The sequence below is a fragment of the Streptomyces sp. TLI_185 genome (genome assembly GCF_003814765.1).
Taxonomy (GTDB): domain Bacteria; phylum Actinomycetota; class Actinomycetes; order Streptomycetales; family Streptomycetaceae; genus Streptomyces.
The window spans coordinates 7210226-7236199 of record NZ_RKRB01000001.1 but is presented as its reverse complement, the minus strand read 5'-3'; the positions used below and the strand labels follow the sequence as shown (position 1 = coordinate 7236199).

The window sequence follows — 25974 nt, the reverse complement described above, 5'->3', positions numbered from 1 at the left end:
TGACGGGGCCGCACCACCCACGGGCCCGGAAATGCCCCAACTGGACGGCGGGCCGCGGCCGGAAACGCCAAGTCCCCGGCCCCTGCCCGCACGGAACCCGCCCCCGTGGTCACAACCCCACGATCTTGTTCCACCTCTTCGCGAACTCCACCCGCTCCGTCGACGTCATGTCCCGGGCGATCACGAGCCGTTTCCGCATCTCGGCGTCCGGGAAGATCAGCGGGTTCTCGGCGAGGGCCGCGGTGTCCTTGTCCTTGGCGGCGGCGAGGACGTCCTGGGCGGCGGGGACGGGGCAGACGTAGTTCACCCAGGCGGCGAGTTCGGCGGCGACCTCGGGCGCGTAGTAGTAGTCGACGAGCCGCTCGGCGTTCCTCTTGTGCGCCGCGCGGTCCGGGATCATCAGGGAGTCGGCCCACAGCTCCGCGCCCTCCTCGGGGACGACGAAGCGGATGTGCGGGTTGTCGGCCTGGAGCTGGATGACGTCGCCGGAGTACGCCTGGCAGGCCAGGACGTCGCCGCTGACCAGGTCCTTGGTGTAGTCGTTGCCGGTGAAGCGGCGGATCTGGCCACGGGCCACGTACCTCTCGACCTGGTCGCAGACCTTGTGGAAGTCGGCAGCCGTCCACCTCGTGATGTCGACGCCGTTGCCCTGCATCAGCAGCGCGAACGCCTCGTCCAGGCCGGAGAGCAGGGTCACCCGCCCCTTGAGGTCGCTCGCCCACAGGTCCGAGACGTGGCGGATCTCGCGGCCGAGCCTGCGGCGGTCGTACGCGATGCCGGTGATGCCCGACTGCCACGGCACCGAGTACCTGCGGCCCGGGTCGAAGGCGGGCGAACGCAGCTGCGGGTCAAGGTACTTGGCCACGTGGGGCTGCCTGGCCCGGTCCATCTCCTGGACCCATCCGAGCCGCACGAACCGCGCGCACATCCAGTCGCTCATGACGATCAGATCGCGGCCGGTCTGCTGATGGTTCATCAGGGCGGGGCTGATCTTGCCGAAGAACTCGTCGTTGTCGTTGATCTCCTCGGTGTACTCGACGGAGATCCCCGTGCGCTTCCCGAAGGCCTCAAGCGTGGGCCGCCGGTTCGGGTTGTCGTCGTCGGTGTCGATGTACAGCGGCCAGTTCGCCCAGGTCAGCCGCTTGTCTCTGGCGGACAGATCGGCGACTGCACGCTCGCCGGGCCGCACATACGCGGCGGGCACCCCGCAGCCGGCCAGGCCTCCGAGCACCGCACCACCGCCCAGCGCGCGCAGCAGGGACCGGCGGGAGAGGGGGGAGGTCTTCGGCGTGAGGGGCATGGGCGCAGCATGCCGTCCCTGCCTGTACGCCGACAATCGACGCAGCGTCGAGTACGCCCGCACCGGCCGGACACCCTGTCGATCAGCCCGGGCGGCCCGTCGCGCACACCTGGCCGTCGCGGAGGGGGAACGGCGCGGCCCCGGACGGTACTTGATCCGCCCGGGGCCGCGTGTCACGTCGTAGGGACTAGGCGTCCAGCGACGTCATCACGTGCTTGATCCGCGTGTAGTCCTCGAACCCGTAGCCCGACAGGTCCTTGCCGTACCCGGACTTCTTGAACCCGCCGTGCGGCATCTCCGCGACCAGCGGGATGTGCGTGTTGATCCACACGCAGCCGAAGTCCAGCTTCTTCGACATCCGCATCGCACGGCCGTGGTCCTTGGTCCACACCGACGAGGCGAGCGCGTACTCGACGCCGTTGGCCCACTCCACGGCCTGGTCCTCGTCCGTGAAGGACTGGACGGTGATGACGGGACCGAAGACCTCCTTCTGGATGATCTCGTCGTCCTGCTTCAGCCCGGAGACGACGGTCGGGGCGTAGAAGTATCCCTTCTCGCCGACCTGGTGGCCGCCGGCCTCGACCTTGGCGTGCGCGGGCAGCCGCTCGATGAAGCCGGTGACCTGCTTGAGCTGGTTGGGGTTGTTGAGCGGGCCGAACAGCACGTCCTCGTCGTCCGGCTGTCCGGTCTTCGTCTCGGCGGCCGCCTTGGCCAGCGCGGCCACGAACTCGTCGTGGATGCCTTCCTGGACGAGGACGCGGGTCGCGGCCGTACAGTCCTGGCCGGCGTTGAAGAAGCCCGCGACCGAGATGTCCTCCACGGCCTTGGCGATGTCGGTGTCCTCGAAGACGACGACCGGCGCCTTGCCGCCCAGCTCCAGGTGGACCCGCTTGAGGTCCTTGGACGCCGACTCGGCGACCGACATACCGGCCCGCACCGAACCGGTGATGGAGGCCATCGCCGGGGTCGGGTGCTCGACCATCAGCCGGCCGGTGTCGCGGTCGCCGGTGATGACGTTGAAGACGCCCTTGGGCAGGATCGACCCGATGATGTCGGCGATCAGGACGGTCGAGGCGGGGGTGGTGTCCGAGGGCTTCAGGACGACCGTGTTGCCCGCCGCGATCGCCGGGGCGAACTTCCACACGGCCATCATCATCGGGTAGTTCCACGGCGCGACCTGCGCACACACGCCGACCGGCTCGCGGCGGATGATGGACGTCATCCCGTCCATGTACTCACCGGCCGACCGGCCCTCCAGCATCCGGGCCGCGCCCGCGAAGAAGCGGATCTGGTCGACCATGGGCGGGATCTCCTCGGACCGCGTGAGCCCGATCGGCTTGCCGGTGTTCTCCACCTCGGCCGCAATGAGCTCCTCGGCCCGCTCCTCGAACGCGTCCGCGATCTTCAGCAGGGCCTTCTGCCGCTCGGCGGGGGTGGTGTCGCGCCAGGCAGGGAAGGCCGCGGCGGCGGCCGCCATCGCGGCGTCCACATCCGCCTGGCCGGACAGCGGCGCGGTTGCGTACGCCTCGCCCGTCGCGGGGTTGACCACCTCGGTGGTCCGTCCGTCGGCGGCGTCCCGGAACTCACCGTTGATGTAGTTGCGCAGACGACGCAGCTCGGTGCTCACTGCCGGCCTCCTGTCAGTTCTGAATCTGTTTCGGCTGTCCAATGACTGAGACACCCACCCTAATCGGCACTCCCACGTTTTCAACACCCCCAGTCGCATCAAGGCTGCGAAATCCGCAGGTCTCAGTCACGTAAACAACGAATTTCATCGGTCTGCCCTTGCGGAACCGTCGAGACGTCGTGCACAGTGAGGTCGTGGCCAGTCGAAGCGCAGAGCAAAGGGACTCGTCCCGCGAGCCCAGGAACGGCACTCCCCATCTGGATGCCGTCTCCCTCGCCATCATCGAACAGCTCCAGGAGGACGGCCGCCGGCCGTACGCCGCGATCGGCAAGGCCGTGGGCCTGTCCGAGGCGGCCGTACGCCAGCGCGTCCAGAAGCTGCTCGACCAGGGCGTGATGCAGATCGTCGCCGTCACGGACCCGCTCACCGTGGGCTTCCGCCGGCAGGCGATGGTCGGTGTCAACGTGGAGGGCGACGTGGAGAAGATCGCCGAGGCGCTGACTGACATGTCGGAAGTCGAGTACGTGGTGATGACCGCGGGCTCGTTCGACATCCTCGCGGAGGTTGTCTGCGAGGACGACGACCACCTGCTGGACGTCATCAACAAACGCATCCGGGCGCTGCCCGGCGTGCGCTCCACCGAAAGCTTCGTCTACCTGAAGCTGAAGAAGCAGACCTACATGTGGGGAACCCGATAACCGTGAGCCAGAAGGACCTCAGCAAGACCGCGTACGACCACCTGTGGATGCACTTCACCCGCATGTCCTCGTACGAGCACTCCCCCGTCCCGACGATCGTGCGCGGCGAGGGCACCTACATCTACGACGACAAGGGCAAGCGCTACCTCGACGGTCTCGCGGGTCTGTTCGTGGTCCAGGCCGGTCACGGCCGCACGGAGCTCGCCGAGACCGCCTTCAAGCAGGCCCAGGAGCTGGCGTTCTTCCCGGTGTGGTCCTACGCCCACCCGAAGGCCGTGGAGCTGGCCGAGCGCCTCGCCGACCAGGCCCCGGGCGACCTGAACAAGGTCTTCTTCACCACCGGCGGAGGCGAGGCGGTCGAGACCGCCTGGAAGCTCGCCAAGCAGTACTTCAAGCTCACCGGCAAGCCCACCAAGTACAAGGTCATCTCCCGCGCGGTCGCCTACCACGGCACCCCGCAGGGCGCCCTGTCGATCACCGGCCTGCCGGCTCTGAAGGCCCCCTTCGAGCCGCTGGTCCCGGGCGCGCACAAGGTCCCGAACACCAACATCTACCGCGCCCCGCTCTTCGGCGACGACCCGGAGGCCTTCGGCCGCTGGGCCGCCGACCAGATCGAGCAGCAGATCCTCTTCGAGGGCCCGGACACGGTCGCCGCGGTCTTCCTGGAGCCGGTCCAGAACGCGGGCGGCTGCTTCCCGCCCCCGCCCGGCTACTTCCAGCGGGTGCGCGAGATCTGCGACCAGTACGACGTGCTGCTGGTGTCGGACGAGGTCATCTGTGCCTTCGGCCGCCTGGGCACGACGTTCGCCTGCGACAAGTTCGGCTACGTCCCGGACATGATCACCTGCGCCAAGGGCATGACCTCGGGCTACTCCCCGATCGGCGCGTGCATCATCTCCGACCGCCTCGCCGAGCCGTTCTACAAGGAGGACAACGTCTTCCTGCACGGCTACACCTTCGGCGGCCACCCGGTCTCGGCCGCGGTGGGCCTCGCCAACCTCGACCTGTTCGAGCGCGAGGGCCTCAACCAGCACGTGCTGGACAACGAGGGCGCGTTCCGCGCGACCCTGGAGAAGCTGCACGACCTGCCGATCGTCGGAGATGTCCGCGGCAACGGCTTCTTCTACGGCATCGAGCTGGTGAAGGACAAGCACACCAAGGAGTCCTTCAACGACGAGGAGACCGAGCGCGTCCTGTACGGCTTCCTCTCCAAGGCCCTGTTCGACAACGGCCTGTACTGCCGTGCCGACGACCGTGGCGACCCGGTGATCCAGCTCGCCCCGCCGCTGATCTCCAACCAGGAGACCTTCGACGAGATCGAGCAGATCCTGCGCGGCACGCTGACGGAGGCGTGGACGAAGCTCTAGCCCTCCGGCGGTTCAGCCGCTCAGCACAGGCCCTGGGCCCGGGGTGCACCCGTACGAGTGAGAAGGGTGCGCACCGGGCCGCGTGCTGTCCGGCGTCGGCGCCGCCGCTCCTTAGCGTGCCTGGTAACCGATCGGCCCTGTCCTCGTTCCCCCGCACGGGGGAACAAAGATCACGGGAACCACAGATCCGAACCGAGGTGTACGCCCATGGAGGCCCCGCCGGACAACGACGTGCTCTGGGCACGCTCACTGCACTTCCAGCACAGTGACGGCTCGCCCGCGCTCAGCGGCGTCTCGTTCGGTGTCCGGGAGGGCGAGATCCTCGCCGTCAGCGGCCCCCGGGGCAGCGGGAAGACGACCCTGCTGCGCTGTCTGTCCGGCCTGGTGACGGCTCAGCGCGGCGAGGTCTGGTTCAACAGCGTGCCGGTCCACACCCTGGCCCAGCCGGCCCGGGAGCGTCTGCGCCGCGACCGCTTCGGCTGGATCGACCCGGCCCCCGTGCTCGTACCCGAACTGAACGCCTGGGAGAACGCCGCCCTGCCGCTGATGCTGCGCGGCACCAGCCGCGAGCGCGCTCGGACGGCAGCCCTGGAGTGGCTCGAACGCCTCGACGTCGGCGACCTGTCCCGTCGGCGCCCGCACGAGATGAAGCAGGCCGAGCGGCAGCGCGTGTCGATCGCCCGGGCCCTCGCCCAGGGCCCCACCGTCCTCTTCGCCGACGAGCCCACGGCCCCCCTGCACCGCGCCGACCGCGCGCACGTCCTGCGCACGCTCACCACGGCGGCCCGCTCGCACGGCATCACGGTCGTGGTGGCCACCCACGACCCGGAGACCGCGGCCATCGCCGACCGCACGCTGTCGCTGCTGGACGGAAGATGCGTGAACACGGTCCACCTGCCCCCGGTGGCCGAGGCGGAAGGCCGGGCCCCGTGCTCGCTCTCCGTCTGACCCGCGGCGCCCACCCGGCCGTACAGCTGCGCCGCCTCCTGGTGGCGGTGGCGTCGGCCGGCACGGGCTTCCTCCTGCTGTGCGCCCTCGGCTACGCGATGAGCCATGCGGAGAACCCCGGCGGCTCGGCCCTCCGTCTCGCCTGGTGCCTGACCCCGCTGGCCGCCACCGTCCAATTCGCGGTGGCGGTGGCCCGCACCGACCCCGGCACGAAACCCCGCACCGGCCTCGCAGCCATCGGCCTGGGACCGTTCCGCCTGATGACGGTGTCGGCCACGACGACGGCCCTGTCCTGCACGCTGGGTTCGCTGCTGGCCCTTCTCGTCTTCCTCGACCTCCGCGGCGACCTCACGGGAGTCCCCTTCGACGGCGCGGCCTCGGCGTTCCTGGCCGCGGACCAGCCACTGCCCGTCCCGGCGGCTCTGACGCTGCTGGCGCTGGTCCCGGCGGTCGCGTCGGCGACGGTGGCGCTGGTCCTGCTCCCGCGGGACGCGAGGCCGGCCGCGGCACGGGCGGTGGCACGGCACTACGGCCGTTTCGGGGCATACGGCCGGACGGTGGCACGGGAGACCTTCGGGACATACGGCCGCTTCGGCGCACGCCTCCGCACCCAGCCCACGGGCAGTCGTACCGCCGACGCGGCTGGCGGGCCGAAGACAGGCGGCACCCCGCCGCCGCGGGCGAGCGACCCCGCACCCACAGTGCCACCCCCGGGCGACGACTCGACCGATGCTCAGCCGAACCCCGCCCCCGGCTCCCCGCCCCAACCTCCGGCGCCCGGCACCGCCCCCGCGGGCCTCCCCTGGGGCGTCGCCGTCGTCACCGCGGGCCTGGCCGTGCAGGCCTACGCCACCGGCGCGTCGACCGGCCCCCGCCTCCCCGGCAGCCTTGCCACCGGCGCCCCCGCGGTCCTTCTCGGCTGGGTCCTCACCACCCTCGGCCTCGCCCTCGCCGGCCCCGGCCTGGCCCATCTGTGCGGCCGTCTCCTCCAGGCGGCGCGCCCCAGCGCCCTCCGGCTCCTGGCCGGCCGCGTCCTCATGGAGGAGGCCACCCGCATCGGCCGCCCGCTCGGCATCGTCTGCGCGGTCGCCTCCGGCACCTACGCCATGGCCGCCCTGTACGACACGAACGCCCCCGTCTTCGGGCCGCTCACCACCCTCGGCACGCTCCTCGTGTCCGGCTGCACCGTCGCCACGCTGCTCACCGCGGCCGTGGAGGCCAAGCACGCCCGGGCCGACACGACGGCAGCCCTGCTGCGCCTCGGCGCCCCCGCCGCGATGCTGCGCAGTGCCGCCGCCCTGCGGGTGGGCGCACTGCTCGCCCTGTTCGTCCCGCTGACCCTGATCGTGGCGGAGCTGGCGGCCCTGCCACTGGCCCGCTGAAAACTCGTACGACCAGAATTCCCAGGCACCGATGAGTTCCGCGCGGGCCCCCGGTCTACCCCTGCGAACAGCACGCATCCGATGGGAGAGACCGCATGTACCAGCAGATGATCTTCGTGAACCTGGCCACCGACGACGTCGACGCGTCGAAGAAGTTCTTCACCGAGCTCGGCTACACGATCAACCCGCAGTTCAGCACCGACGACTGCACATGTGTCGTGATCAGCGACACCATCATCGCGATGCTGCTGAGCAAGAAGCGGTACGCGGACTTCACGAAGAAGGAGATCGCGGACTCGAGGAAGACCAGCGAGGTGCTGATCTGTCTGAGCGCCGAGAGCCGCGAGAAGGTCGACGAGCTGGTGGACAAGGCGGTCGCGGCCGGCGGCACCGCGAACGCCGACGTCCAGGACCACGGCTACATGTACGGCCGTTCCTTCGACGACCTCGACGGCCACAGCTGGGAGGTCGTGTGGATGGACCCGGCGGCGGTCCAGGGCTGACCGACGGCTTCGGCGAACGGCGTGCCTAGCATGGGCCCGTGCAGACGAGCCCGGCCCATGCGGCCCACCACGACGAGCGCGAGATCGAGACGCTCGAGGACTTCGACGCGACGGTGTCGGCCCGCGGCACCCTCGCCGGTTACCGCGTACAGGCCGTCGATCTGACGGACCGTACAAGGGAGTTGCTCACCACCGACACCGCCGAGGCGGTCTTCCTCGGCTGCCCGATGCGCGAGGACGCGGCGGCGAAGATCCGCGCCGACGGGGCGCTGGTCTTCCCGCCGGTCCCGCATCTGCCCTTCGACCCCTACCGCGGGCACCTGTACAAGCCCGACGAGCTGTTCGCCTCCCTGGAGAAGGGGTACGAGCAGACACCGGACGCCCTCGCCTACGCCTGGTTCCAGCGCACCAAGGCCGACGGCGACATATTCGCCTCCATGCTGCGTGCCGTGCACGACGACTCCATATCCGACGCCCTCGACGAACTGCTGCGCGGCGCACGGGTGGTGGGCGTGATGGGCGGCCATGCGATGGCCCGTGGGACGGAGGCCTACGCCGGTGCCGCGCGCCTCGGCCATGAGCTGAGCCGCGCCGGGTTCACCGTGGCGACCGGCGGCGGCCCAGGCGCCATGGAGGCGGCGAATCTGGGCGCCTACGCGGCGCCGTACGAGGACGACATGCTGGAAGAGGCCTGCCAACTCCTCGCGAAGTCACCCTCCTTCGTCCCCTCGATCACCGACTGGGCGCGGGCCGCCTTCGAGGTGCGCACCCGCTGGCCGAAGGGCAACCACTCCATCGGCATCCCCACCTGGTTCTACGGCCACGAGCCGCCGAACCCCTTCGCCTCGCACATCGCCAAGTACTTCGCCAACGCCACCCGCGAGGACGGACTGCTGGCCCGCTCCAACGCCGGTGTGGTCTTCCTGCCGGGCGCCGCCGGGACCGTACAGGAGATCTTCGACAACGCGACGCCCAACTACTACGAGTCGCGCGGCGAACCGACGCCCATGGTGCTCGTCGACCGGGCGCACTGGACGGAGCACCTGCCGGCCTGGCCCCTCTTGCAGTCACTCGCCCGGGAACGCTCGATGGAGTCCCGTATCGCCCTCGTTGACCGGATCGAGGAGGCTCCGGCGGCGCTGAAACGTCTCGGCGGTTAATAAGAGTGCAAAGCCAACCCCCCAGGCATGCCTGTACATTGACACTCCTTATCGAACGCTTATAAACCTTTGTTTCTCCTGGGGAGTGTGAGGCTTCACCTCCACTGTCGCTTCACGTCCCTCGTCAGCCCCCCGCAGTTGCACCTCCGTGAAGGGCAAACGTGTCCATATCTCGCCGTACCGCACGTCGTTCCGTGCAGATCCTGGGCGTCGCCGCCGCGTCCTCCGCGCTCGCGCTGAGCGCCGCGGGCAGCGCGCTCGCCTGCAACATCAGTGAGTTCTCCGCCGAAGCCAAGTGCGACGGCAGCAAGGGCGTCATCACCGTCACCGACAAGGACGCCTCCGGTACCCCGGCGACCATCACCGTGTTCCTCGAGAACAACGGCGCCGACGCGAAGCAGGTCGGCGAGCAGGACGTCACCGGTTCCCGCGAGGGTGTCACCATCACGTTCAACGAGGACTGGGCTGCGGACGCCGAGTACCGCATCCATGTCGCGGCCGGGAAGGACAAGGACCACCTGATCGTCGACAAGGACATCCAGGGCAACCTGAAGACCCCGTCCGAAGGCTGCTCGAAGGACGAGTCGACCCCGCCTGCGACCCCGTCGCCGTCGGAGTCCGCCTCGACTCCGGCCGAGTCCCCGAGCCCGACCCCGTCGGCCTCGGACAGCACCCCCCCGGCGGACACCTCGTCCAACGCCCCGTCCCCGGCGGCCGGTGACTCGAACCTCGCCGAGACCGGTGCGAACTCCAACACCGGCCTGATCGCGGGCATCGCGGGCGCGCTGGTCGTGATCGGCGGCGGCGCCGTCTTCTTCGGCATGCGCCGTCGTGGGGCGAACAGCGGCCGCTGACGCCTCCGACAGAACAGCACTGTGGCCCGTCCCCTCATCTCCGGGGGACGGGCCACAGTCGTTCAGAAAGAGGCTGTCACCCGAAGGTCGCCCGCTCCAGCCAGGACTCCAGCAGCTTCCGCTCGCCGAGGATCTCCAACTCCGGGCTGTCCAGGGGCAGTCGGGTGTAGAACGCGAGGAGCAGCGAGGTGAGCGGCCCGCGCAGGGCGACGGTCGCCTTCTCGTGGCCGCGGCGCCAGCCGAAGCCCTCCTCGGTGCCCTCGATCACCCACTCGGCATCCAGCTCCGGCGTGGTGTCCGTGGCATGGAGGTGAATGCTGCTTCCGGCGCCGATCGGCGCTTCCTTCCCCTCACGCTCCCCCACCCACTCCACGATCTGCAGCCACTCGTCGATCGCGTCTGCGGCAATGTCGGGGGCCACGTCGTACGGCAATCCCGCCGCAAGCGTGGCGTCGGCGCGGTGCACGGTGATCTCGTGGGCCATGCGGCGGGCCCAGAAGCCGGCGGTCTGGGGTCCTGCCCAGCCCCACACCTTCGCGTCGGGCCCGGCCTCACGCAGCGCGCCCACGACCAGCTCGCCGGCCTCCGCCAGCCAGGCGTCGAGGGCGGCGGCGTCACCGGGGGTCTCGGGGCCGTCGCCGCGCGGCACGTCCTCGTCGGGGATGTTCTCCTGCGCCCGGGTCCGCACCAGCGTCCCCGACCAGCGCAGTGCTCCGCCCATGTGCAGAACGAGCATCTCCAGGGTCCAGTCGGGGCAGGTCGGCACGGTCGCGGTCAGATCGGCGCCGCTCGTCACCACCGCCCTCAGCTGCTCCACCTGATGGGCGATTTCATCGCAGTAGCGATCATGCGTAAGTAGTGTCATCACGCGCACCCTATGCGGCAACCCCTCAGCCGAGCACCACGATTTCCGCCCCGTCGAACTCCACCCCGACCGCGTCCCCGACCTCCGGCGCCTCCCGCAGCGCCACCGCCGCCTCGATCCGCGGCGCCTCCTCCGGCTGCACCTGTACGGCGACATGGGTGCCCTTGAAGGTGCGTGCGACCACCGTGCAGCGCAGGCCCTCGTCGGCGGGGACGAGCCGGACACCGGCGGGCCGCACGAGCAGTGTGCGCGTGCCCTGCGGGGCGTCCTGTCCGACCGGCAGCTTGCCCCAGGGGGTGTCCGCGGCCTCGCCGCTCACCATCCCCTCGACCACGTTGTCGAAGCCGAGGAACCGGGCCACGAACTCGTCCGCGGGACGCTGCCACACCTCCAGTGGCGTACCGGACTGGGCGATCCGCCCGTCCCGCATCACCACGACCCGGTCGGCGAGCGCGAAGGCCTCGCCCTGGTCGTGCGTCACGGCGAGGACCGTGGTGCCCAACTGCCCGAAGAGTTCCCGTAGTTCGACGACCAGTCGCTCCCGCAGCGAGCGGTCGAGCTGGCCGAGCGGCTCGTCCAGCATCAGCAGCCGCGGCCGGGGCGCGAGCGCACGGGCCAGCGCGACGCGCTGCTGCTCACCGCCGGAGAGCGAGGCGACGGCCCGGCGTGCGGCGCCCGGCAGCCCGACGAGGTCGAGCAACTCCCGTACTCGCTCGTCCTGTCGAGGGCGCGTGGCGCCGTGCATGCGCAGCCCGAAGGCGACGTTGCCGCCGACGTCCCGCTGCGGGAACAGCTGATGGTCCTGGAACATCAGGCCCACCTCCCGCTTGTGCGCGGGCACCGCCGCCTGGTCCCGCCCGCCGAGCAGCACCCGCCCGCCGTCCAGAGGCTGGAGCCCCGCCACCGCCCGCAGCAGGGTCGACTTGCCGCTGCCGCTGGGCCCGAGCACGCACACGATCTCGTGTTCGGCGACATCGAGGCCGACGGCGTCGAGCACGGCCCGCCCACCGAACCGCACGGTCGCGTCCTCAAGGCTCAGCAGCATCTAGAACTCCCCGCTCCGGTCGGTGCGCAGCCGCTCCAGGATCAGCAGCGCCACCGCGCACACCACCATCAGAATCGTCGAAAGGGCCATCGCCTGCCCGTAGTTGAGATCGCCCGGCCGGCCGAGCAGCCGCGCCACGGCGACCGGCAGCGTCGGATTGTCGGGCCGCGCGATGAACACGGTCGCCCCGAACTCCCCCAGTGACACCGCGAACGCGAACCCGGCCGCGACCAGCAGCGCCCGCCGCACCATCGGCAGATCGACCTCCCGCCACACCCGCCAGGGCGACGCCCCGAGCACGGCCGCCGCCTCCCTCAGCCGTGCGTCCACGGCCCGCAGCACGGGCAGCATCGTCCGTACGACGAAGGGGGCGCCCACCAGCGCCTGCGCGAGCGGCACCAGAATCCACGAACTGCGCAGATCCAGCGGCGGCTTGTCCAGCGCGATCAGGAACCCGAAGCCGACCGTCACGGCGGAGACGCCCAGCGGCAGCATCAGCAGTGCGTCGAAGCCACGGACCAGCCGGCCCGCGTCCCGGCGTGCGAGCGCCGCGGCGGCCAGACCGCCGATCGCCACGGCGATGGCGGTCGCGGCGAGGGCGTACTGGAGCGAGTTGCCGATGGCCTGGATCGGCGGCACGAGGAAGGTCCCGCTGTCGTCGTGCGTGAGCGCCCGGTAGTAGCCGAAGCCGGAGGCGCCGAGGGACCGCTGCACCAGTACGGCGAGAGGCAGCACGAGCAGGACGGCGACGGTGCCGAGGACCCCGGCCAGCAGCGCCCACTGCCCGGCCCCGCGCGGCCGCCGCGCCGTGACGTTCGCGTCCACCAGCCGCAGGGCGCTCTCCCGCCGCCGTACGGTCCAGGCGTGCACGGCGAGGATCGCGCCGACGGCGACGAACTGGATGATCGTCAGCACGGCGGCGGTGGACAGGTCGAAGATGTCCGAAGTCTGCCGGTAGATCTCCACTTCGAGGGTGGAGAAGGTCGGGCCGCCGAGGATCTGCACCACGCCGAAGGAGGTGAAGGTGAACAGAAAGACCATCAGCGCGGCGGCGGCGACGGCGGGCGCGAGCGCCGGCAGGGTCACCTTCCGCCAGGCCCTGAACGGAGAGGCGCCCAGCATCCGCGCCGCCTCCTCCTGACGCGGGTCGAGCTGCCCCCACAGACCGCCGACGGTCCGTACGACGACGGCGTAGTTGAAGAAGACGTGCGCCAGCAGGATGGCCCAGACGGTGGTGTCCAGCCGTACGCCCCACAGCTCGTCGAGCAGTCCCCCGCGCCCGACGAGCGCCAGGAACGCCGTACCGACGACGACCGTCGGCAGCACGAAGGGGACGGTGACGACGGCGCGCAGCACCTGCTTGCCGGGAAAATCGAGGCGCGCGAAGACATACGCGCCGGGGAGCGCGACCAGCAGCGTGAGCGCGGTGGAGGCGAGCGCCTGCCAGGTGGTGAACCACAGCACGTGCCGGATGTCGGACTGCGCGACGACGTCCACGATCCGCCCGAACCGCCACACCCCATCCACCTTGAGCCCGCGCGCCACGATCGCGGCGACGGGCCAGGCGAAGAAGGCGGCGAAGAACGCGACGGGCACGGCCATCAGGCCGAGCCGCACCGCGCTCCCCGTACGCCTTCTGCGGACGGCTACTTCAGTACGAGTGACGTCCACGACTTGACCCACTGGTCACGGTTGGCGGCGATCCTGGTCGGGGCCATGGTCTCGGGGTCCTTGGCCGGCTGCCCGTACTTCACGAACTCCGGCGGCACCTGGGCGCCCTCGATCACCGGGTAGACGAACATGTTGAGCGGCATGTCCTCCTGGAACTCCTTGCCGACCAGGAAGTCGATGAACGCCTTTCCGCCCTTGGGGTTCCCGGCGTTGCTGAGCAGCCCCGCGTACTCGATCTGCCGGAAGCACGTGCCGTACGCCGTGCCGGTCGGCGCGGTCTTCGGCTTCGGGTCGCCGTAGATGACCTCGGCGGGCGGCGAGGAGGCGTAGGAGACGACGAGCGGCCGGTCCGCCTTGGCCTTCTTGCCGCCCGCCGACCCGGAGAACTCGTTGTTGTAGGCCTGCTCCCAGCCGTCGACGACCTTCACGCCGTTCGCCTTGAGCTTCTTCCAGTAGCCCTGCCAGCCGGCGTCGCCGTACTTGGCGGCGGTGCCGAGCAGGAAGCCGAGGCCGGGCGAGGAGGTGGCGGCGTTCTCGGTGACGAGGAGGTTCTTGTAGGCGGGCTTGACGAGATCGTCGAACGACTGGGGCGGGGTCAGCTTGTGCTTGCTGAAGTACGCCTTGTCGTAGTTGACGCAGATGTCACCGGAGTCGATGGGAGTGACCCGGTGCTTGGCCTGGTCGACCCGGTACTGCGCCTGGATCCGGCCCGCGCCCTTCGCCTCGTAGGACTGGAACAGCCCGTTGTCGAGCGCCCGGGAGAGCAGGGTGTTGTCGACGCCGAAGAAGACGTCGCCCTGCGGGTTGTCCTTGGTGAGGATGGCCTGGTTGACGGCCTGCCCGGCGTCGCCGTTCTGGAGGAACTTGACCTTGTAGCCGGACTGCTTCTCGAAGTCCGCGAGGACGTTCTTCGAGATCTTCCACGAGGCGTGGCTGACGAGGGTGACGGTCTTGGAGTCCGTCGAGCCCCCGCTGCCGGACGACGACCCGCACGCGGACAGCGTGACCAGGCCGAGACCGACCGCGGCGGCCACGAATGTCTTGGTGTGCACTGAATTCCTCCTGGCTGACCAGGAAGAGACGCGGCCCTGCCCGGGACCGCCGGAGAATTTCCACCGGCTCCCGGGCAGGGCGCAACAGCTCGAGTGAAGACCGAACTTCCTACCCAGAATGACCTGGGCAAGGTTCAGAGGGTCTGCGGCCCGGTTGCCGCACTCTCAGCGCTGTGGCGCTCCCCTGTCGGAATATGAAGATGTACGTACGGCCTCAGGTTACCGCTCGGTGGCCGCGAGCTGACCGCAGGCCCCGTCGATCTCCTGCCCCCGGGTGTCCCGGACGGTCACCGGCACACCATGTGCGGCGATGGCTTCGACGAAGGCCTTCTCGTCCTCGGGCCGGGACGCCGTCCACTTGGAGCCGGGGGTCGGGTTCAGCGGGATGAGGTTGACGTGCACGGGCTTGCCGCGGAGCAGCCGCCCGAGCCGGTCACCGCGCCAGGCCTGGTCGTTGATGTCGCGAATGAGCGCGTATTCGATGCTCAGCCGACGCCCGCTCTTCTCCACGTACTCGAACCCGGCGTCGAGGACCTCGCGCACCTTCCACCGTGTGTTGACGGGGACGAGGGTGTCGCGCAGCTCGTCGTCCGGTGCGTGGAGCGAGATGGCGAGCCGGCACTTGAAGCCCTCGTCGGCGAACCGGTGGATGGCGGGCACCAGCCCGACGGTCGACACGGTGATGCCGCGCTGCGACAGCCCGAGCCCGTCGGGGGCGGGATCGGTGAGCGCCCGGACGGCCCCGACCACGCGCTTGTAGTTGGCGAGCGGCTCACCCATCCCCATGAAGACGATGTTGGAGAGCCGCGCAGGCCCGCCGGGCACCTCGCCGTCCCGCAGCGCCCGCATCCCGTCGACGATCTGGTGCACGATCTCGGCGGTGGACAGATTCCGGTCGAGCCCCGCCTGCCCCGTGGCACAGAACGGACAGTTCATCCCGCACCCGGCCTGCGAGCTGATGCACATGGTCACCCGGTCCGGGTACCGCATCAGCACCGACTCGACGAGCGTCCCGTCGAACAGGCGCCACAAGGTCTTGCGTGTCGTCCCCTGGTCGGTCGACAGATGCCGCACGACCGTCATCAGCTCGGGAAGCAGCGCCTCCTGCAGCTTGCCGCGCGAACCGGCCGGGATGTCGGTCCACTCCGCAGGGTCGTGCGCGTACCGCGCGAAGTAGTGCTGCGAGAGCTGCTTGGCACGAAACGGCTTCTCGCCGATCTCGGCCACCGCTTCCTTGCGCTCGGCGGGCGTGAGGTCGGCAAGGTGCCGCGGCGGCTTCTTGGCTCCGCGGGGGGCGACGAAAGTGAGTTCTCCGGGCTTAGGCATGGCTGTACCAGTGTCGCAGATCAACTCATGTGACCTGCGGCTGTCGCTCGCTACGCTTGTCGTTGGTGGTCGTCACTGGTTGCCACCGAGCGGCGTAGGACGGCCCGGAGACGGCCCAGCGATGATCACTCGCCAACTGCCCGCCACTCGTCGAGACGGACCCTGACCTGGTGGTTGTGGGCGTGCAACGCTATGGCGTTCGGCACGCCATCCATACGTATGAAGACTCCGAAGGGCTGGCGGCCGATGACCTCCTATCGACGCGCTGAAGAATCAGTGGAGGCGCACGAGGAGGAATGGCGGCTTACTCAGGAGGCGCACGACGAGGAGCGGCGTGAACAGCTGAACTCTTGAGGGTTCTTGCAGGTCATGGGCCCATGCCGTAGCGCTGAGCGCTTCTCTGTCCACAGATGGTCCACGGCGTGGCAGCCGGATGGCGGTGCCTTCTGTCGCTCAGGTGATCCGCTACTGGATGACCTCGTAGATCTCCTTGTAGCCGGATGCCGCGTTGTTGTTGAACGCGTCGATCAATGACTGCGCGTTCTCGTCTGGATTCACGAAGAACGACCGCTCCAAGGTGAAGTACTGGTCGAGGCTATCGAATTCCCATTGGCAGACGACTGTATCCATGGGACCGGCATAATCGACGTAGATTCGCCGGTTCGTGTACCCGGCCTCTTCAAACACCTTGGTGAGGGTATTGAACGCCGCCACAATCTCCGGCGCCTTCCCGCGTTCAGCTTGGTAGACCTCGCGCATCATGTACATGGCGTGACTCCGTCTTCCCGCTTGAGCAGTAATTAACTGGTCGGGGGCGTGATCTCATGCTAACTCGCCCAAATGTCGCTCGCATGCCAGGTGCTGTGGCCCGAGGTCAAGCGCTTCCCGTGCTCCCGCCGTCGGGGCGAACTACGGGCAGGGCGGTTGTTGAGGTCTGTCGAGCACGTCAACCGGGCCGCTTGGAACGGTGGCGGTCACTCGTGCGCGCGGCAGTTGCTGTAGTTCGCTGCTGTTCAGCCGGTCCGCGGCTTCGGCGATCAACAAAGGCACGCAAAGGACAGTGGTACACCGCAGGAGGGATTTTTCTCCCCATCCTCGGCGTGGATGTGATGCTGTTCGGCGGAGTGGAACGGCATGGCCCGCTGCTCTTCTGGCTGGGTGTCGCTATGCCTCATCAGACGAACTGAAGCACCAGTTCGGAAGACCAGTGCGGCGCCCCCTGCTGCGCCGTCCAGAGCCTTCGGGGTTTCCGGCCCGCTGTTGCCCGTACGGCCCTGTAGTGCACCCGTCAGACGGTCATGCAGCGGGCACGGCTGAGAGCTTCCGTGGTTGGCTGCTCAACTCAGTTGACCGGAGGAGCCGCAGTTGCTCTACTGCGATGCCGGACCGGGGAGGACCTGTGACAGAACTGCCGGAGAGTGTAGATCGCGACATTCTGGCGGGGCGCACCATCCTCGCAGTGAAGACGATTCGTGAGGCACAAGGATGCTCGCTCGACCAAGCGGTTGATCTTTACCATCAGCGCTACGGAGAGCTTCATCCAGAGCCGGACTCGGCCCGGGAAATTCCCCGGCCCCGCGTGCTGCGGTTCGAGCGGGACGGCACTTTGGTTGTGCTTGAGGGACTGGAAGACGGTCAGAAGCCGAAGAAGTGAAGGGCCGGGCCTCTGACCTGCCGCCGTGTAATGCCGCGAACCGGAGGTCGTGGCCGCCGGTTTCCGGCGCCACGGCCCGGTGACGGCCCGGGAGACCAGTAGGGCCCCTCTATTCGCTAGGCCCCCTATTCGCTAGAAAGCTGCTGGTAAAGGGCTCGCCCTCGGCGACGGATTCCTGTTCGCCCGGGCTTAGCCACGGCTGTACCAGCCTCGCAGATCCCGTGGCGTAGCCCGCTCCGCCATGAATGCAGGTGGAGGCGAGCCCCCAAGAGGCCGGCGACGGCGAGGTCGACAAGGCCGTGGGTGGCCTCGACCCGGCCGTCGCCGACTGCAGCAAGGACTGCCTAGCCGGTGGTGTGCTCCAGCTTGTCCTTGAGCAGCTGCTCGTTGCGCGGCATCTCCTTGCGGACCTGCGGGCGGACGACCAGCGGGAGCAGGACCTTGCCGATGCCGTGTCCCTCGAAGTCCAGGTCCATGGTGACGTGGGTACGGCGGCCGTCGTCGAGGGGCGTGATCTCGCCGTGGAAGTTTCCCCTGATAGGGCCGTCGATCCCGCGCACGGTCCAGGAGCGCTGCGGTTCGTACTGGGTGCACTCCATGGTCATCGGAATGTCGCGGCGGCCTATGTGCCGCGTGACCCGGACCCGGGATCCGAGTCCGAAGGGGCGGTCGTCGAGCTGTTCGGTGGCGACCGCGCTCAGCTGCCACTCCGGCATGTGGGAGGGGTCGATGATGTACGCCCAGGCGTCCTCAGGACGGCAGTCCACGTCGAACTCTTCATGGATGGCGGACATGGTGCCTCCTCTTCGGGAGATCCCCTTTGAGGGCTTACATCGGAATCGTCCCACTCGGCCGACCGGTGCGCCATCGTCCGAGAAGCCTTCCGAAAAGCCTGGAGCCCCCGCCCTCGGAAGGGCGGGGGCTCCACGCGTCACTGCCGGTCAGCCGGATCCCACGAACAGCACCATCAGCAGCCACACCACAGGCGCCGTCGGCAACAACGAGTCCAGCCGGTCCATGCTGTATCCATTTGCCGCTACCGCGGCGCGGCGCCGTGCCCTCGCGTCACCCACTGCCGACGAACAGCACCATCAGCAGCCACACCACAGGCGCCGTCGGCAACAACGAGTCCAGCCGGTCCATGCTGTATCCATTTGCCGCTACCGCGGCGCGGCGCCGTGCCCTCGCGTCACCCACTGCCGACGAACAGCACCATCAGCAGCCACACCACAGGCGCCGTCGGCAACAACGAGTCCAGCCGGTCCATGATGCCGCCGTGCCCCGGCAGCAGCGTGCCCATGTCCTTGATGCCCAGGTCCCGCTTGATCATCGACTCGCCGAGGTCGCCCAGCGTGGCGCTGGCCGCGACCGCGAGGCCGAGGAGCAGGCCCTGCCACCAGGCGCCGTCGTCGATCAGGAACTGCATGCAGAGCGCGCCCGCCACCATCGCGAACGTGACCGCCCCGAGCAGGCCCTCGCGGGTCTTGCCGGGGCTGATGCGCGGGGCGAGCTTGTGGCTCCCGAAGCGCCAGCCGACGGCGTACGCGCCCGTGTCGCTGACCACCGTGAGGAGTAGGAAGGTCAGTACGCGCCACGGGCCGTCCTCGGCCGTCAGCATCAGCGCCACGAACGTCGCCAGGAAGGGAACGTAGAAGGCCGCGAAGACGCCCGCCGTGACGTCCTTGAGGTAGTCCTCCGGCGGCTCCGTCATGCGCCATACGAGGACGGCAAGCGCCGTGAGTGCCATGGCGACCCACGCGCCCTCGGCGCCCCGCACGTATCCGGCGACGACCATCGCTCCGCCGCCGAGTGCCAGCGGGACCAGGGGCGCCTTGATGCCCTTGCGCTCCTGGAGCCGGCTGGTCAGCTCCCACAGTCCGACCACGACGGCGACCGCGATCACGCCGACGAAGACGGCCTTGACGATGAACAACGATGCGATGATCACCACACCGAGCGCGACACCGACCCCTATGGCCGCGCCCAGGTCGCGGCCCGCGCTCTTCTTCTGCGGGCGGGGCGCCGGCTGGGGGGCGTCGGGCATGGGCTCCGGATTCTGCTGCGCCGCCGGGTAGGGCGGCGACTGAGGGGGTTCGTCGCGGAACAAGGGGCCGCTCAGCCGAGCGGCCCCCCGGTCGTCATCCTGGTCACCGCCGTACGCGGGTACCTCGGGCACGATGGGCATGGGGCGAGTCTGCTGCGCCTTGGGCGCATCGTACGCGGGACCCGCCGGGGCAGCCCCCTGGACAGGTCCCTGGTCGGACGGCCCCCAGTACCCCGCCTGCGACCCGGTGTGGGGCGGCGTTCCCCAGGAAGAGTCGTTCATCAGACCTCGAGCAGCTCCGCTTCCTTGTGCTTCAGGAGCTCGTCCACCTGAGCCACGTACTTGTGGGTGGAGTCGTCGAGTTCCTTCTCCGCACGGCGGCCCTCGTCCTCGCCGACCTCGCCGTCCTTGATCAGCTTGTCGATGGCGTCCTTGGCCTTGCGGCGCACGGAGCGGATGGACACGCGCGCGTCCTCGGCCTTGCCCTTGGCGACCTTGATGTAGTCGCGGCGGCGCTCCTCGGTGAGCTCCGGGAACACCACCCGGATGATGTTGCCGTCGTTGCTCGGGTTGACGCCCAGGTCGGAGTCGCGGATCGCCTGCTCGATGTTGCGCAGCGCCGTCTTGTCGAACGGGGTCACCACCGCCATGCGCGGCTCCGGCACGGAGAACGAAGCCAGCTGGTTGATCGGCGTCGGCGCACCGTAGTAGTCGGCCACGATCTTGTTGAACATCGCCGGGTGCGCACGACCCGTGCGGATCGCGGCGAAGTCCTCCTTGGCGACCACGACGGCCTTCTCCATCTTCTCCTCGGCCTCGAGGAGGGTCTCTTCGATCACCACTTGCTCCTGCGTGTCTTGAGTAAGGCCCGGCTGCGGTTCCTTGGTGGGGCGGCGGCCGGCTGCGTCGCGTCTTCTTCCTGCACGGTTCCCGACCGGCAGGACATTGTCCATCCCCCGGTCAGGGTCCGTCGGTGTTGCCTGTCAGTCCCGGCTGCCGTGGTCACCCACAAGCGTGCCGATCTTCTCACCCTTGACGGCGCGGGCGATGTTGCCCTCCGCCAGGAGCTCGAAGACGAGGATCGGGAGCTTGTTGTCGCGGCAGAGCGTGATCGCGGTGGCGTCGGCGACCTTGAGGTCGCGGGTGATGACCTCGCCGTAGCCGAGGGAGTCGAACTTGACGGCGTCCGGGTTGCGCTTGGGGTCGGAGTCGTAGACCCCGTCCACGCCGTTCTTGCCCATCAGCAGCGCCTCGGCGTCGATCTCCAGGGCACGCTGCGCGGCGGTGGTGTCGGTGGAGAAGTACGGCATGCCCATACCGGCGCCGAAGATGACGACCCGGCCCTTCTCCAGGTGGCGCACCGCGCGCAGCGGGATGTACGGCTCGGCGACCTGGCCCATGGTGATGGCGGTCTGCACCCGGCTGTCGATGCCCTCCTTCTCCAGGAAGTCCTGGAGGGCGAGGCAGTTCATCACGGTGCCGAGCATGCCCATGTAGTCGGAGCGGGCCCGGTCCATGCCGCGCTGCTGGAGCTCGGCGCCGCGAAAGAAGTTGCCGCCGCCGATGACGACCGCGACCTGCGCCCCGTCACGCACGACGGCCGCGATCTCGCGGGCGATCTTGTGCACCACGTCGGGGTCCACACCCAGGCCCCCGCCACCGGAGAAGGCCTCGCCGGACAGCTTCAGCAGATACCGGCCGCGTACTTTGCCGTCGTCGCTCTTCTGGGGCTTGGTGGTGGTCATGGAGATCCCGCCTCTTTCACGTGTTGCACATACGAAGAAGGCCATTGCCGCTGGGGTGTTGGCATCCCATGCTCGGCAATGGCCTCCTCGTCAGATCTGCTGTCGTCCGTCACGCGCGTGTGTGACGGACGGCCGGACGGCTGCACTCGACCCTATCGGGCCGAGACGCCGATCGCGGCACGGACTCAGATGCCGACCTTGATACGCGTGAAGCGCTTCAGGGTGACACCGGCCTCGTCCAGGACCTTCTGGACGGACTTCTTGTTGTCGAGCGCGTACGGCTGGCCGAGCAGCGTGGCGTCCTTGAAGAAGCCGTTGAGGCGACCCTCGACGATCTTCGACAGGGCGGCCTCGGGCTTGCCCTCGGCGCGGGTGGTCTCCTCGGCGACGCGGCGCTCGGACTCGACGACCTCGGCCGGCACGTCCTCCTTGGAGAGGTACTTCGGCGCGAAGGCGGCGATGTGCTGGGCGATGCCCTTGGCGACCTCGGCGTTGGGCTTGTCCAGCTCGACGAGGACACCGATCTGCGGGGGCAGGTCGGGCATCGTGCGGTGCATGTACGCGATCACGAAGCCGTCGGCGAACTGCGCGAAGCGGTCCAGGACGATCTTCTCGCCGAGGTTGGCGTTGGCCTCGTCCACGAACGCCTGGACGGTCTTGCCGGCCTCGATCTCGGAGGCGAGCAGGGCCTCGAGGTCGGCCGGGGAGGTCGCGGCGACGTGCTGCGCGATCTGGTTGGCGACGGCCTGGAACTTCTCGCCCTTGGCGACGAAGTCCGTCTCGCACTTCAGCTCGACCAGGACGCCGGAGGAGTTGTCGTCGGCGATGACGGAGACCACGGCGCCGTTCTCGGCGGAGCGGCCCTCGCGCTTGGCGACGCCCTTCTGGCCCTTGATACGGAGCGCCTCGACGGCCTTCTCGACGTTGCCCTCGGCCTCGTCCAGCGCCTTCTTGCAGTCCATCATGCCGGCGCCGGTGAGCTCACGAAGCTTCTTGACGTCGGCGGCGGTGTAGTTCGCCATGAGTCTGTGAATCTTTCTCGAAGTCTGGAAGATCGAAGATCTACGGGGTCTACGGCCCCCATGTAGTCGGGGGCCGCTGACTCTCCGCCGACCTACGGGTGAACGGCGGGAGCGGTTTTCATGTCACCGCTCCCGCCGTCAACTCTGACGCTGACGGGTCAGGCCTGCTCGGCGTCCGCGGCCGGAGCCTCAGCCGCGGGGGCCTCGGCGGCGGGGGCCTCAGCAGCGGCCTCGGCCGGCTTCTCGGCCTCAGCCTCGGCCGGCTTCTCGGCTTCGGCGGCCGGAGCCTCGTCGGCCTTCTTCTCGCCCTCGAGCAGGTCGCGCTCCCACTCGGCGAGCGGCTCGCCCGCGGCCTTCTCGCCCTTGTCACCGGTGGCGACACGCGAGCGGCTGATGAGGCCCTCGGCGACGGCGTCGGCGATCACACGGGTGAGCAGGGTGACGGAGCGGATCGCGTCGTCGTTGCCCGGGATCTTGTAGTCGACCTCGTCGGGGTCGCAGTTGGTGTCGAGGATGGCGACGACCGGGATGTTGAGCTTCCGGGCCTCGCCGACCGCGATGTGCTCCTTCTTGGTGTCCACGATCCAGACGGCGCTGGGCACCTTCTGCATCTCGCGGATACCACCGAGGGTCTTCTCCAGCTTGGCCTTCTCGCGCGAGAGCACGAGAAGCTCCTTCTTGGTCAGACCCGAGGCGGCGACGTCCTCGAAGTCGATCTGCTCGAGCTCCTTGAGGCGCTGCAGACGCTTGTAGACGGTGGAGAAGTTGGTGAGCATGCCGCCCAGCCAGCGCTGGTTGACGTAGGGCATGCCGACGCGGGTGGCCTGCTCGGCGATGGCCTCCTGCGCCTGCTTCTTCGTGCCGACGAACATGACCGTGCCGCCGTGGGCGACGGTCTCCTTGACGAACTCGTAGGCGCGGTCGATGTACGACAGCGACTGGAGCAGGTCGATGATGTAGATGCCGTTGCGCTCGGTGAAGATGAAGCGCTTCATCTTCGGGTTCCAGCGACGGGTCTGGTGACCGAAGTGGACGCCGCTTTCCAGCAGCTCCCGCATCGTGACGACGGCCATGGCCGTTCTCCTTGAGTTTCTCGGTTGTACCGCGGGTGCCGGTGGGCACTCGCGCCTGACGCCCACATGCGCCGTGCCACAAAGGACCGAGGGGCGCTGACACCGGCTTTTGATCACCAGATGTCGGGGCGTGCGAAGTCGACCCGGTGACCCGGATCGCCAGAAGAAGTGTACGGGACCCGCGAGGCACCGGGTGACGCCGCTGTCCACAACCGGGGAGTAGTCCACAGATCCCGGCCATGATCGGCGGCGCCGCGGGAGAGTTCTCGCATGCGAGCGAGGCGATACGCGCAGATGACGTGGGCGGCACTGCTGGGACTGGCGTTGACCGCCCTGACCCCCTGGGCATGGGCGGACGACCCGCCACCACCACAGGCACCGGGCCCACCGGTCCCCGCCGTCGGGCGCGCCTGGCCCGTGGGAACACACCCCACCGTCCTACGAGGCTGGGAACCCCCGGCGACGGTCTACGGCCGCGGCCACCGGGGCGTGGACCTGGCAGCCCCGGCCGGAACACCGGTAAGAGCAGTGGCAGCCGGCCGCGTGTCCTTCGCAGGCCGGGTGGCGGGCCGCGGCGTGGTCTCCGTGCAGCTGACGGACACGGATCTGCGAACGACATACGAACCGGTGAACGCGTCGGTGCACAAGGGGGACGAGGTGACGCCGGGCGAGGTGGTGGGGACGCTGGAACCGACGGGCGCTCACTGCACGGTCACGTGCATCCACTGGGGCTTGCTGAGGGGCGAAACCTACTTGGACCCGCTCTCCCTGCTACCACCGTGGCTGCTGCACAGGGGCCCATCAAGGCTGCTGCCGGTACTCGGGGTCCCGCTGCCCTCGTAGCCGCCGTAGCTGCGGGCAGTCGGTCTGCACAAACCGCGGGCAATCGTGCCGCCGAGGGCGGCTCCCGACCCAAAGAGAGGCGTCACCCGGCCACCGCCGGTCCAGCGCTCCCCCGGCACCCCACCGGCCTTCAGCCGCGGACCCCCCGCAAGGCCATGGCCACCGCAGCCTCAGTGATCGCCGCAGGCTCCTCCGCCGCCCCCAGCTCGATCCGCCGCACAGCCGCGTCCACAACTCCCTGCACCAACATCGCAGCCAACCGAGGCGAAGAATGGCCCATCTCCCCCAGCGCCTCGACGATCATCGCGACCAGCCCCCCATGCGCTGCTCGGATCTTCTCCCGAGCCCCCGCATCCAGCTCACTCGCGGAAATCGCCACGACAGCCCGATGCCGTCGGTCCCCGACCAGCACCAACTGCTGCCGCACATACGCCTCGACCTTGCCCTCGGCCGACCCCGCCCGCTCCATCGCTGCCGAGACCTCGGCGGCCCACACCGGGAAGTCGACCTCGCACAGTTCCTCGACCACGGCCGCCCGGGAGCGGAAGTACTCGTACACGGACGACCGCGCGAGCCCCGTCCGCTCGGCGAGGGCCGGGAACGTCAGCGCCTCCGTCCCACCCTCGGACAGCAGAGACCGGGCCGCGTCCAGCAGGGCGGCTCGCTGCATCGACCGGTGTTCGGCCACGGAGGCCGCTCGAATCCTTGGCACGTCAACCACTTTACGGACGGACCACCCCCGACGGGAGTGAGTCGGGCCGCTCAGCGTCCGAAGCTCGCGAGCTTCGCCCGCAGCTGCAGCACCGACTTGGTGTGGATCTGACTCACCCGGCTCTCGGTCACGCCGAGCACGTTCCCGATCTCGGCGAGCGTGAGCCCCTCGTAGTAGTACAGCGTGACCACGGTCTTCTCCCGCTCGGGCAGGGTGTTGATCGCCCGGGCCAGGAACCGTCTGAGCTCCCGGTCCTCGGCCACCTCCACGGGGTTGTCGGCGGCGGTGTCCTCCAGCGTGTCCATCAGACTGAGCCGGTCGCCGCCCTCACCGCCCGCATGCAGCAGCTCTTCCAGGGCCACCACGTTGGCCAGGGACAACTGGCTGAACACCGCGTGGAGTTCATCGACGGGGATGCCCATCTCGACGGCGACCTCACCCTCCGACGGTGTCCGCCTCAGGCGCGCCTCCAGGGTCGCGTACGCCCGCTCCACGTTCCGCGCCTTCTGCCGCACCGATCGCGGAATCCAGTCCAGCGCCCTGAGCTCGTCGATCATCGCGCCACGGATCCGGGTGATCGCGTACGTCTCGAACTTGATCTCCCGGTCGATGTCGAACTTCTCGATCGCGTCGATGAGCCCGAAGACCCCGGAGGAGACGAAGTCGGCCTGCTCCACGTTCGGCGGCAGACCGACGCTCACCCGTCCCGCCACGTACTTCACCAGCGGCGAGTAGTGCAGGATCAGCTGCTCCCGCAGCCGCTCGTCCCCCGTCTCCTTGTACGACCGCCACAGCTCGTCGAGCGTCGAGGGAGCGGGCGGCCGCACGCTGCCACCGTCACGGGCGGCTGGGGGGATCGCCGCCCGGTCGGACCCGGAGGTGTGCTGGGGCATTCGTCGCCTTGTGCCGTTCTGCCGTGAAGTGGGGCTGCCTGGGTGAGCTGTCGGTCTGATGTCGAGATGCCGGTCTGTGCCGGAATCCTCGTGAGCGTAGCGTGACTGAAGTGTCGCGGTGCGCGAAGGTCGGCGCGGATCGGGTGCGCAGATACGTTCCGCAGGACGCCCCACCGAGTCACGGCGATTG

At 69.1% G+C, this 25974-nt stretch carries 25 protein-coding genes and 1 riboswitch; of the genes, 9 read left to right on the top strand and 16 right to left on the bottom strand.

Annotated elements, in window-relative coordinates:
- Positions 1-109: 109 nt before the first annotated feature.
- Positions 110-1300 (bottom strand): spermidine/putrescine ABC transporter substrate-binding protein, encoded by a 1191-nt coding sequence (locus EDD92_RS33535; RefSeq protein ID WP_123967768.1) that lies wholly within the window; start codon positions 1298-1300, stop codon positions 110-112.
- Positions 1301-1487: 187 nt separating this feature from the next.
- Positions 1488-2927, bottom strand: a complete 1440-nt coding sequence (locus EDD92_RS33530) for a gamma-aminobutyraldehyde dehydrogenase (RefSeq protein WP_030943270.1) — start codon at positions 2925-2927, stop codon at positions 1488-1490.
- Positions 2928-3106: 179 nt separating this feature from the next.
- On the opposite strand from EDD92_RS33530, the gene EDD92_RS52190 reads away from it, so the two are divergent.
- The 7 genes from EDD92_RS52190 (at position 3107) to EDD92_RS33495 (ending at position 9839) form a co-directional block, all read left to right on the top strand.
- Complete coding sequence (locus EDD92_RS52190) at positions 3107-3625, top strand: Lrp/AsnC family transcriptional regulator (protein WP_123967767.1); 519 nt, start codon at positions 3107-3109, stop codon at positions 3623-3625.
- 2 nt (positions 3626-3627) lie between these two features.
- Positions 3628-4992, top strand: a complete 1365-nt coding sequence (locus EDD92_RS33520) for an aspartate aminotransferase family protein (RefSeq protein ID WP_123967766.1) — start codon at positions 3628-3630, stop codon at positions 4990-4992.
- Between the two features lie 207 nt (positions 4993-5199).
- Positions 5200-5940, top strand: a complete 741-nt coding sequence (locus tag EDD92_RS33515; RefSeq protein WP_123967765.1) for an ABC transporter ATP-binding protein — start codon at positions 5200-5202, stop codon at positions 5938-5940.
- Complete coding sequence (locus tag EDD92_RS33510; protein ID WP_123967764.1) at positions 5922-7322, top strand: hypothetical protein; 1401 nt, start codon at positions 5922-5924, stop codon at positions 7320-7322. The genes EDD92_RS33515 and EDD92_RS33510 overlap by 19 nt, the downstream gene beginning before the upstream one ends.
- Before the next feature lie 95 nt (positions 7323-7417).
- On the top strand, positions 7418-7825 hold the full coding sequence (locus EDD92_RS33505) for a VOC family protein (RefSeq protein WP_123967763.1): 408 nt from the start codon (positions 7418-7420) through the stop codon (positions 7823-7825).
- Between the two features lie 38 nt (positions 7826-7863).
- Positions 7864-8985: an LOG family protein gene (locus EDD92_RS33500; RefSeq protein ID WP_123967762.1), complete on the top strand. Its 1122-nt coding sequence runs from the start codon at positions 7864-7866 to the stop codon at positions 8983-8985.
- A 161-nt stretch (positions 8986-9146) separates the two neighbouring features.
- Positions 9147-9839: an LAETG motif-containing sortase-dependent surface protein gene (locus EDD92_RS33495; RefSeq protein ID WP_123967761.1), complete on the top strand. Its 693-nt coding sequence runs from the start codon at positions 9147-9149 to the stop codon at positions 9837-9839.
- Positions 9840-9915: 76 nt separating this feature from the next.
- On the opposite strand, the gene EDD92_RS33490 is transcribed toward EDD92_RS33495, so the two are convergent.
- From EDD92_RS33490 to EDD92_RS33465, 6 genes are all read right to left on the bottom strand, one after another.
- Positions 9916-10704, bottom strand: coding sequence for a maleylpyruvate isomerase family mycothiol-dependent enzyme (locus EDD92_RS33490; protein ID WP_123967760.1), 789 nt, complete (start codon positions 10702-10704; stop codon positions 9916-9918).
- A 25-nt stretch (positions 10705-10729) separates the two neighbouring features.
- Entirely contained in the window at positions 10730-11749 is a 1020-nt protein-coding gene (locus tag EDD92_RS33485) for an ABC transporter ATP-binding protein (protein ID WP_123967759.1), read from the bottom strand.
- Positions 11750-13351, bottom strand: a complete 1602-nt coding sequence (locus EDD92_RS33480; protein WP_123970663.1) for an iron ABC transporter permease — start codon at positions 13349-13351, stop codon at positions 11750-11752. It lies immediately after the preceding gene.
- A 44-nt stretch (positions 13352-13395) separates the two neighbouring features.
- Positions 13396-14472, bottom strand: a complete 1077-nt coding sequence (locus EDD92_RS33475; RefSeq protein WP_123967758.1) for a thiamine ABC transporter substrate binding subunit — start codon at positions 14470-14472, stop codon at positions 13396-13398.
- 88 nt (positions 14473-14560) lie between these two features.
- A riboswitch (TPP riboswitch) is annotated at positions 14561-14668 on the bottom strand.
- Between the two features lie 23 nt (positions 14669-14691).
- Positions 14692-15798 carry a 23S rRNA (adenine(2503)-C(2))-methyltransferase RlmN gene (gene rlmN / locus EDD92_RS33470; protein ID WP_030943230.1) on the bottom strand — a complete coding sequence of 369 codons (1107 nt, stop codon included), beginning with the start codon at positions 15796-15798 and terminating at the stop codon, positions 14692-14694.
- Positions 15799-16263: 465 nt separating this feature from the next.
- Complete coding sequence (locus EDD92_RS33465) at positions 16264-16566, bottom strand: hypothetical protein (RefSeq protein ID WP_123967757.1); 303 nt, start codon at positions 16564-16566, stop codon at positions 16264-16266.
- Positions 16567-17197: 631 nt separating this feature from the next.
- Between EDD92_RS33465 and EDD92_RS33460 the strand changes: the two genes are divergently transcribed.
- Positions 17198-17452, top strand: a complete 255-nt coding sequence (locus EDD92_RS33460; RefSeq protein ID WP_123967756.1) for a hypothetical protein — start codon at positions 17198-17200, stop codon at positions 17450-17452.
- Positions 17453-17796: 344 nt separating this feature from the next.
- Here the strand turns inward: EDD92_RS33460 and EDD92_RS33455 are convergent, their stop codons facing one another.
- From EDD92_RS33455 to rpsB, 6 genes are all read right to left on the bottom strand, one after another.
- Positions 17797-18246 (bottom strand): SRPBCC family protein, encoded by a 450-nt coding sequence (locus EDD92_RS33455; RefSeq protein ID WP_123967755.1) that lies wholly within the window; start codon positions 18244-18246, stop codon positions 17797-17799.
- A gap of 395 nt (positions 18247-18641) precedes the next feature.
- Entirely contained in the window at positions 18642-19637 is a 996-nt protein-coding gene (locus tag EDD92_RS33440; protein WP_185124208.1) for a phosphatidate cytidylyltransferase, read from the bottom strand.
- Positions 19638-19777: 140 nt separating this feature from the next.
- Entirely contained in the window at positions 19778-20335 is a 558-nt protein-coding gene (gene frr, locus EDD92_RS33435) for a ribosome recycling factor (RefSeq protein ID WP_030943211.1), read from the bottom strand.
- A gap of 144 nt (positions 20336-20479) precedes the next feature.
- A complete protein-coding gene (pyrH, locus tag EDD92_RS33430; RefSeq protein WP_123967753.1) occupies positions 20480-21241 on the bottom strand; it encodes a UMP kinase in 762 nt (253 codons plus the stop codon).
- 185 nt (positions 21242-21426) lie between these two features.
- Positions 21427-22263, bottom strand: a complete 837-nt coding sequence (gene tsf / locus EDD92_RS33425) for a translation elongation factor Ts (RefSeq protein ID WP_123967752.1) — start codon at positions 22261-22263, stop codon at positions 21427-21429.
- A 158-nt stretch (positions 22264-22421) separates the two neighbouring features.
- Complete coding sequence (rpsB, locus tag EDD92_RS33420; RefSeq protein ID WP_123967751.1) at positions 22422-23336, bottom strand: 30S ribosomal protein S2; 915 nt, start codon at positions 23334-23336, stop codon at positions 22422-22424.
- 270 nt (positions 23337-23606) lie between these two features.
- On the opposite strand from rpsB, the gene EDD92_RS33415 reads away from it, so the two are divergent.
- A complete protein-coding gene (locus EDD92_RS33415; protein ID WP_123967750.1) occupies positions 23607-24179 on the top strand; it encodes a M23 family metallopeptidase in 573 nt (190 codons plus the stop codon).
- Between the two features lie 130 nt (positions 24180-24309).
- Here the strand turns inward: EDD92_RS33415 and EDD92_RS33410 are convergent, their stop codons facing one another.
- Both EDD92_RS33410 and whiG read right to left on the bottom strand, forming a co-directional pair.
- The gene (locus EDD92_RS33410; RefSeq protein WP_123970662.1) at positions 24310-24867 is read right to left on the bottom strand and encodes a TetR/AcrR family transcriptional regulator; all 558 of its coding nucleotides are present in this window, start codon (positions 24865-24867) and stop codon (positions 24310-24312) included.
- 74 nt (positions 24868-24941) lie between these two features.
- Positions 24942-25784, bottom strand: a complete 843-nt coding sequence (gene whiG, locus EDD92_RS33405; RefSeq protein WP_123967749.1) for an RNA polymerase sigma factor WhiG — start codon at positions 25782-25784, stop codon at positions 24942-24944.
- Positions 25785-25974: the final 190 nt, after the last annotated feature.

Excerpts from the sequence above, each read along its gene's own strand:
- EDD92_RS33535 (WP_123967768.1), bottom strand. The coding sequence starts at position 1,300 with ATGCCCCTCACGCCGAAGACCTCCCCCCTCTCCCGCCGGTCCCTGCTG.
- EDD92_RS33515 (WP_123967765.1), top strand. The coding sequence starts at position 5,200 with ATGGAGGCCCCGCCGGACAACGACGTGCTCTGGGCACGCTCACTGCAC.
- EDD92_RS33505 (WP_123967763.1), top strand. The coding sequence starts at position 7,418 with ATGTACCAGCAGATGATCTTCGTGAACCTGGCCACCGACGACGTCGAC.
- EDD92_RS33490 (WP_123967760.1), bottom strand. The coding sequence starts at position 10,704 with ATGACACTACTTACGCATGATCGCTACTGCGATGAAATCGCCCATCAG.
- EDD92_RS33485 (WP_123967759.1), bottom strand. The coding sequence starts at position 11,749 with ATGCTGCTGAGCCTTGAGGACGCGACCGTGCGGTTCGGTGGGCGGGCC.
- EDD92_RS33480 (WP_123970663.1), bottom strand. The coding sequence starts at position 13,351 with ATGGCCGTGCCCGTCGCGTTCTTCGCCGCCTTCTTCGCCTGGCCCGTC.
- rlmN (WP_030943230.1), bottom strand. The coding sequence starts at position 15,798 with ATGCCTAAGCCCGGAGAACTCACTTTCGTCGCCCCCCGCGGAGCCAAG.
- EDD92_RS33465 (WP_123967757.1), bottom strand. The coding sequence starts at position 16,566 with ATGTACATGATGCGCGAGGTCTACCAAGCTGAACGCGGGAAGGCGCCG.
- EDD92_RS33455 (WP_123967755.1), bottom strand. The coding sequence starts at position 18,246 with ATGTCCGCCATCCATGAAGAGTTCGACGTGGACTGCCGTCCTGAGGAC.
- EDD92_RS33440 (WP_185124208.1), bottom strand. The coding sequence starts at position 19,637 with ATGCCCATCGTGCCCGAGGTACCCGCGTACGGCGGTGACCAGGATGAC.
- pyrH (WP_123967753.1), bottom strand. The coding sequence starts at position 21,241 with ATGACCACCACCAAGCCCCAGAAGAGCGACGACGGCAAAGTACGCGGC.
- tsf (WP_123967752.1), bottom strand. The coding sequence starts at position 22,263 with ATGGCGAACTACACCGCCGCCGACGTCAAGAAGCTTCGTGAGCTCACC.
- rpsB (WP_123967751.1), bottom strand. The coding sequence starts at position 23,336 with ATGGCCGTCGTCACGATGCGGGAGCTGCTGGAAAGCGGCGTCCACTTC.
- EDD92_RS33415 (WP_123967750.1), top strand. The coding sequence starts at position 23,607 with ATGCGAGCGAGGCGATACGCGCAGATGACGTGGGCGGCACTGCTGGGA.
- whiG (WP_123967749.1), bottom strand. The coding sequence starts at position 25,784 with ATGCCCCAGCACACCTCCGGGTCCGACCGGGCGGCGATCCCCCCAGCC.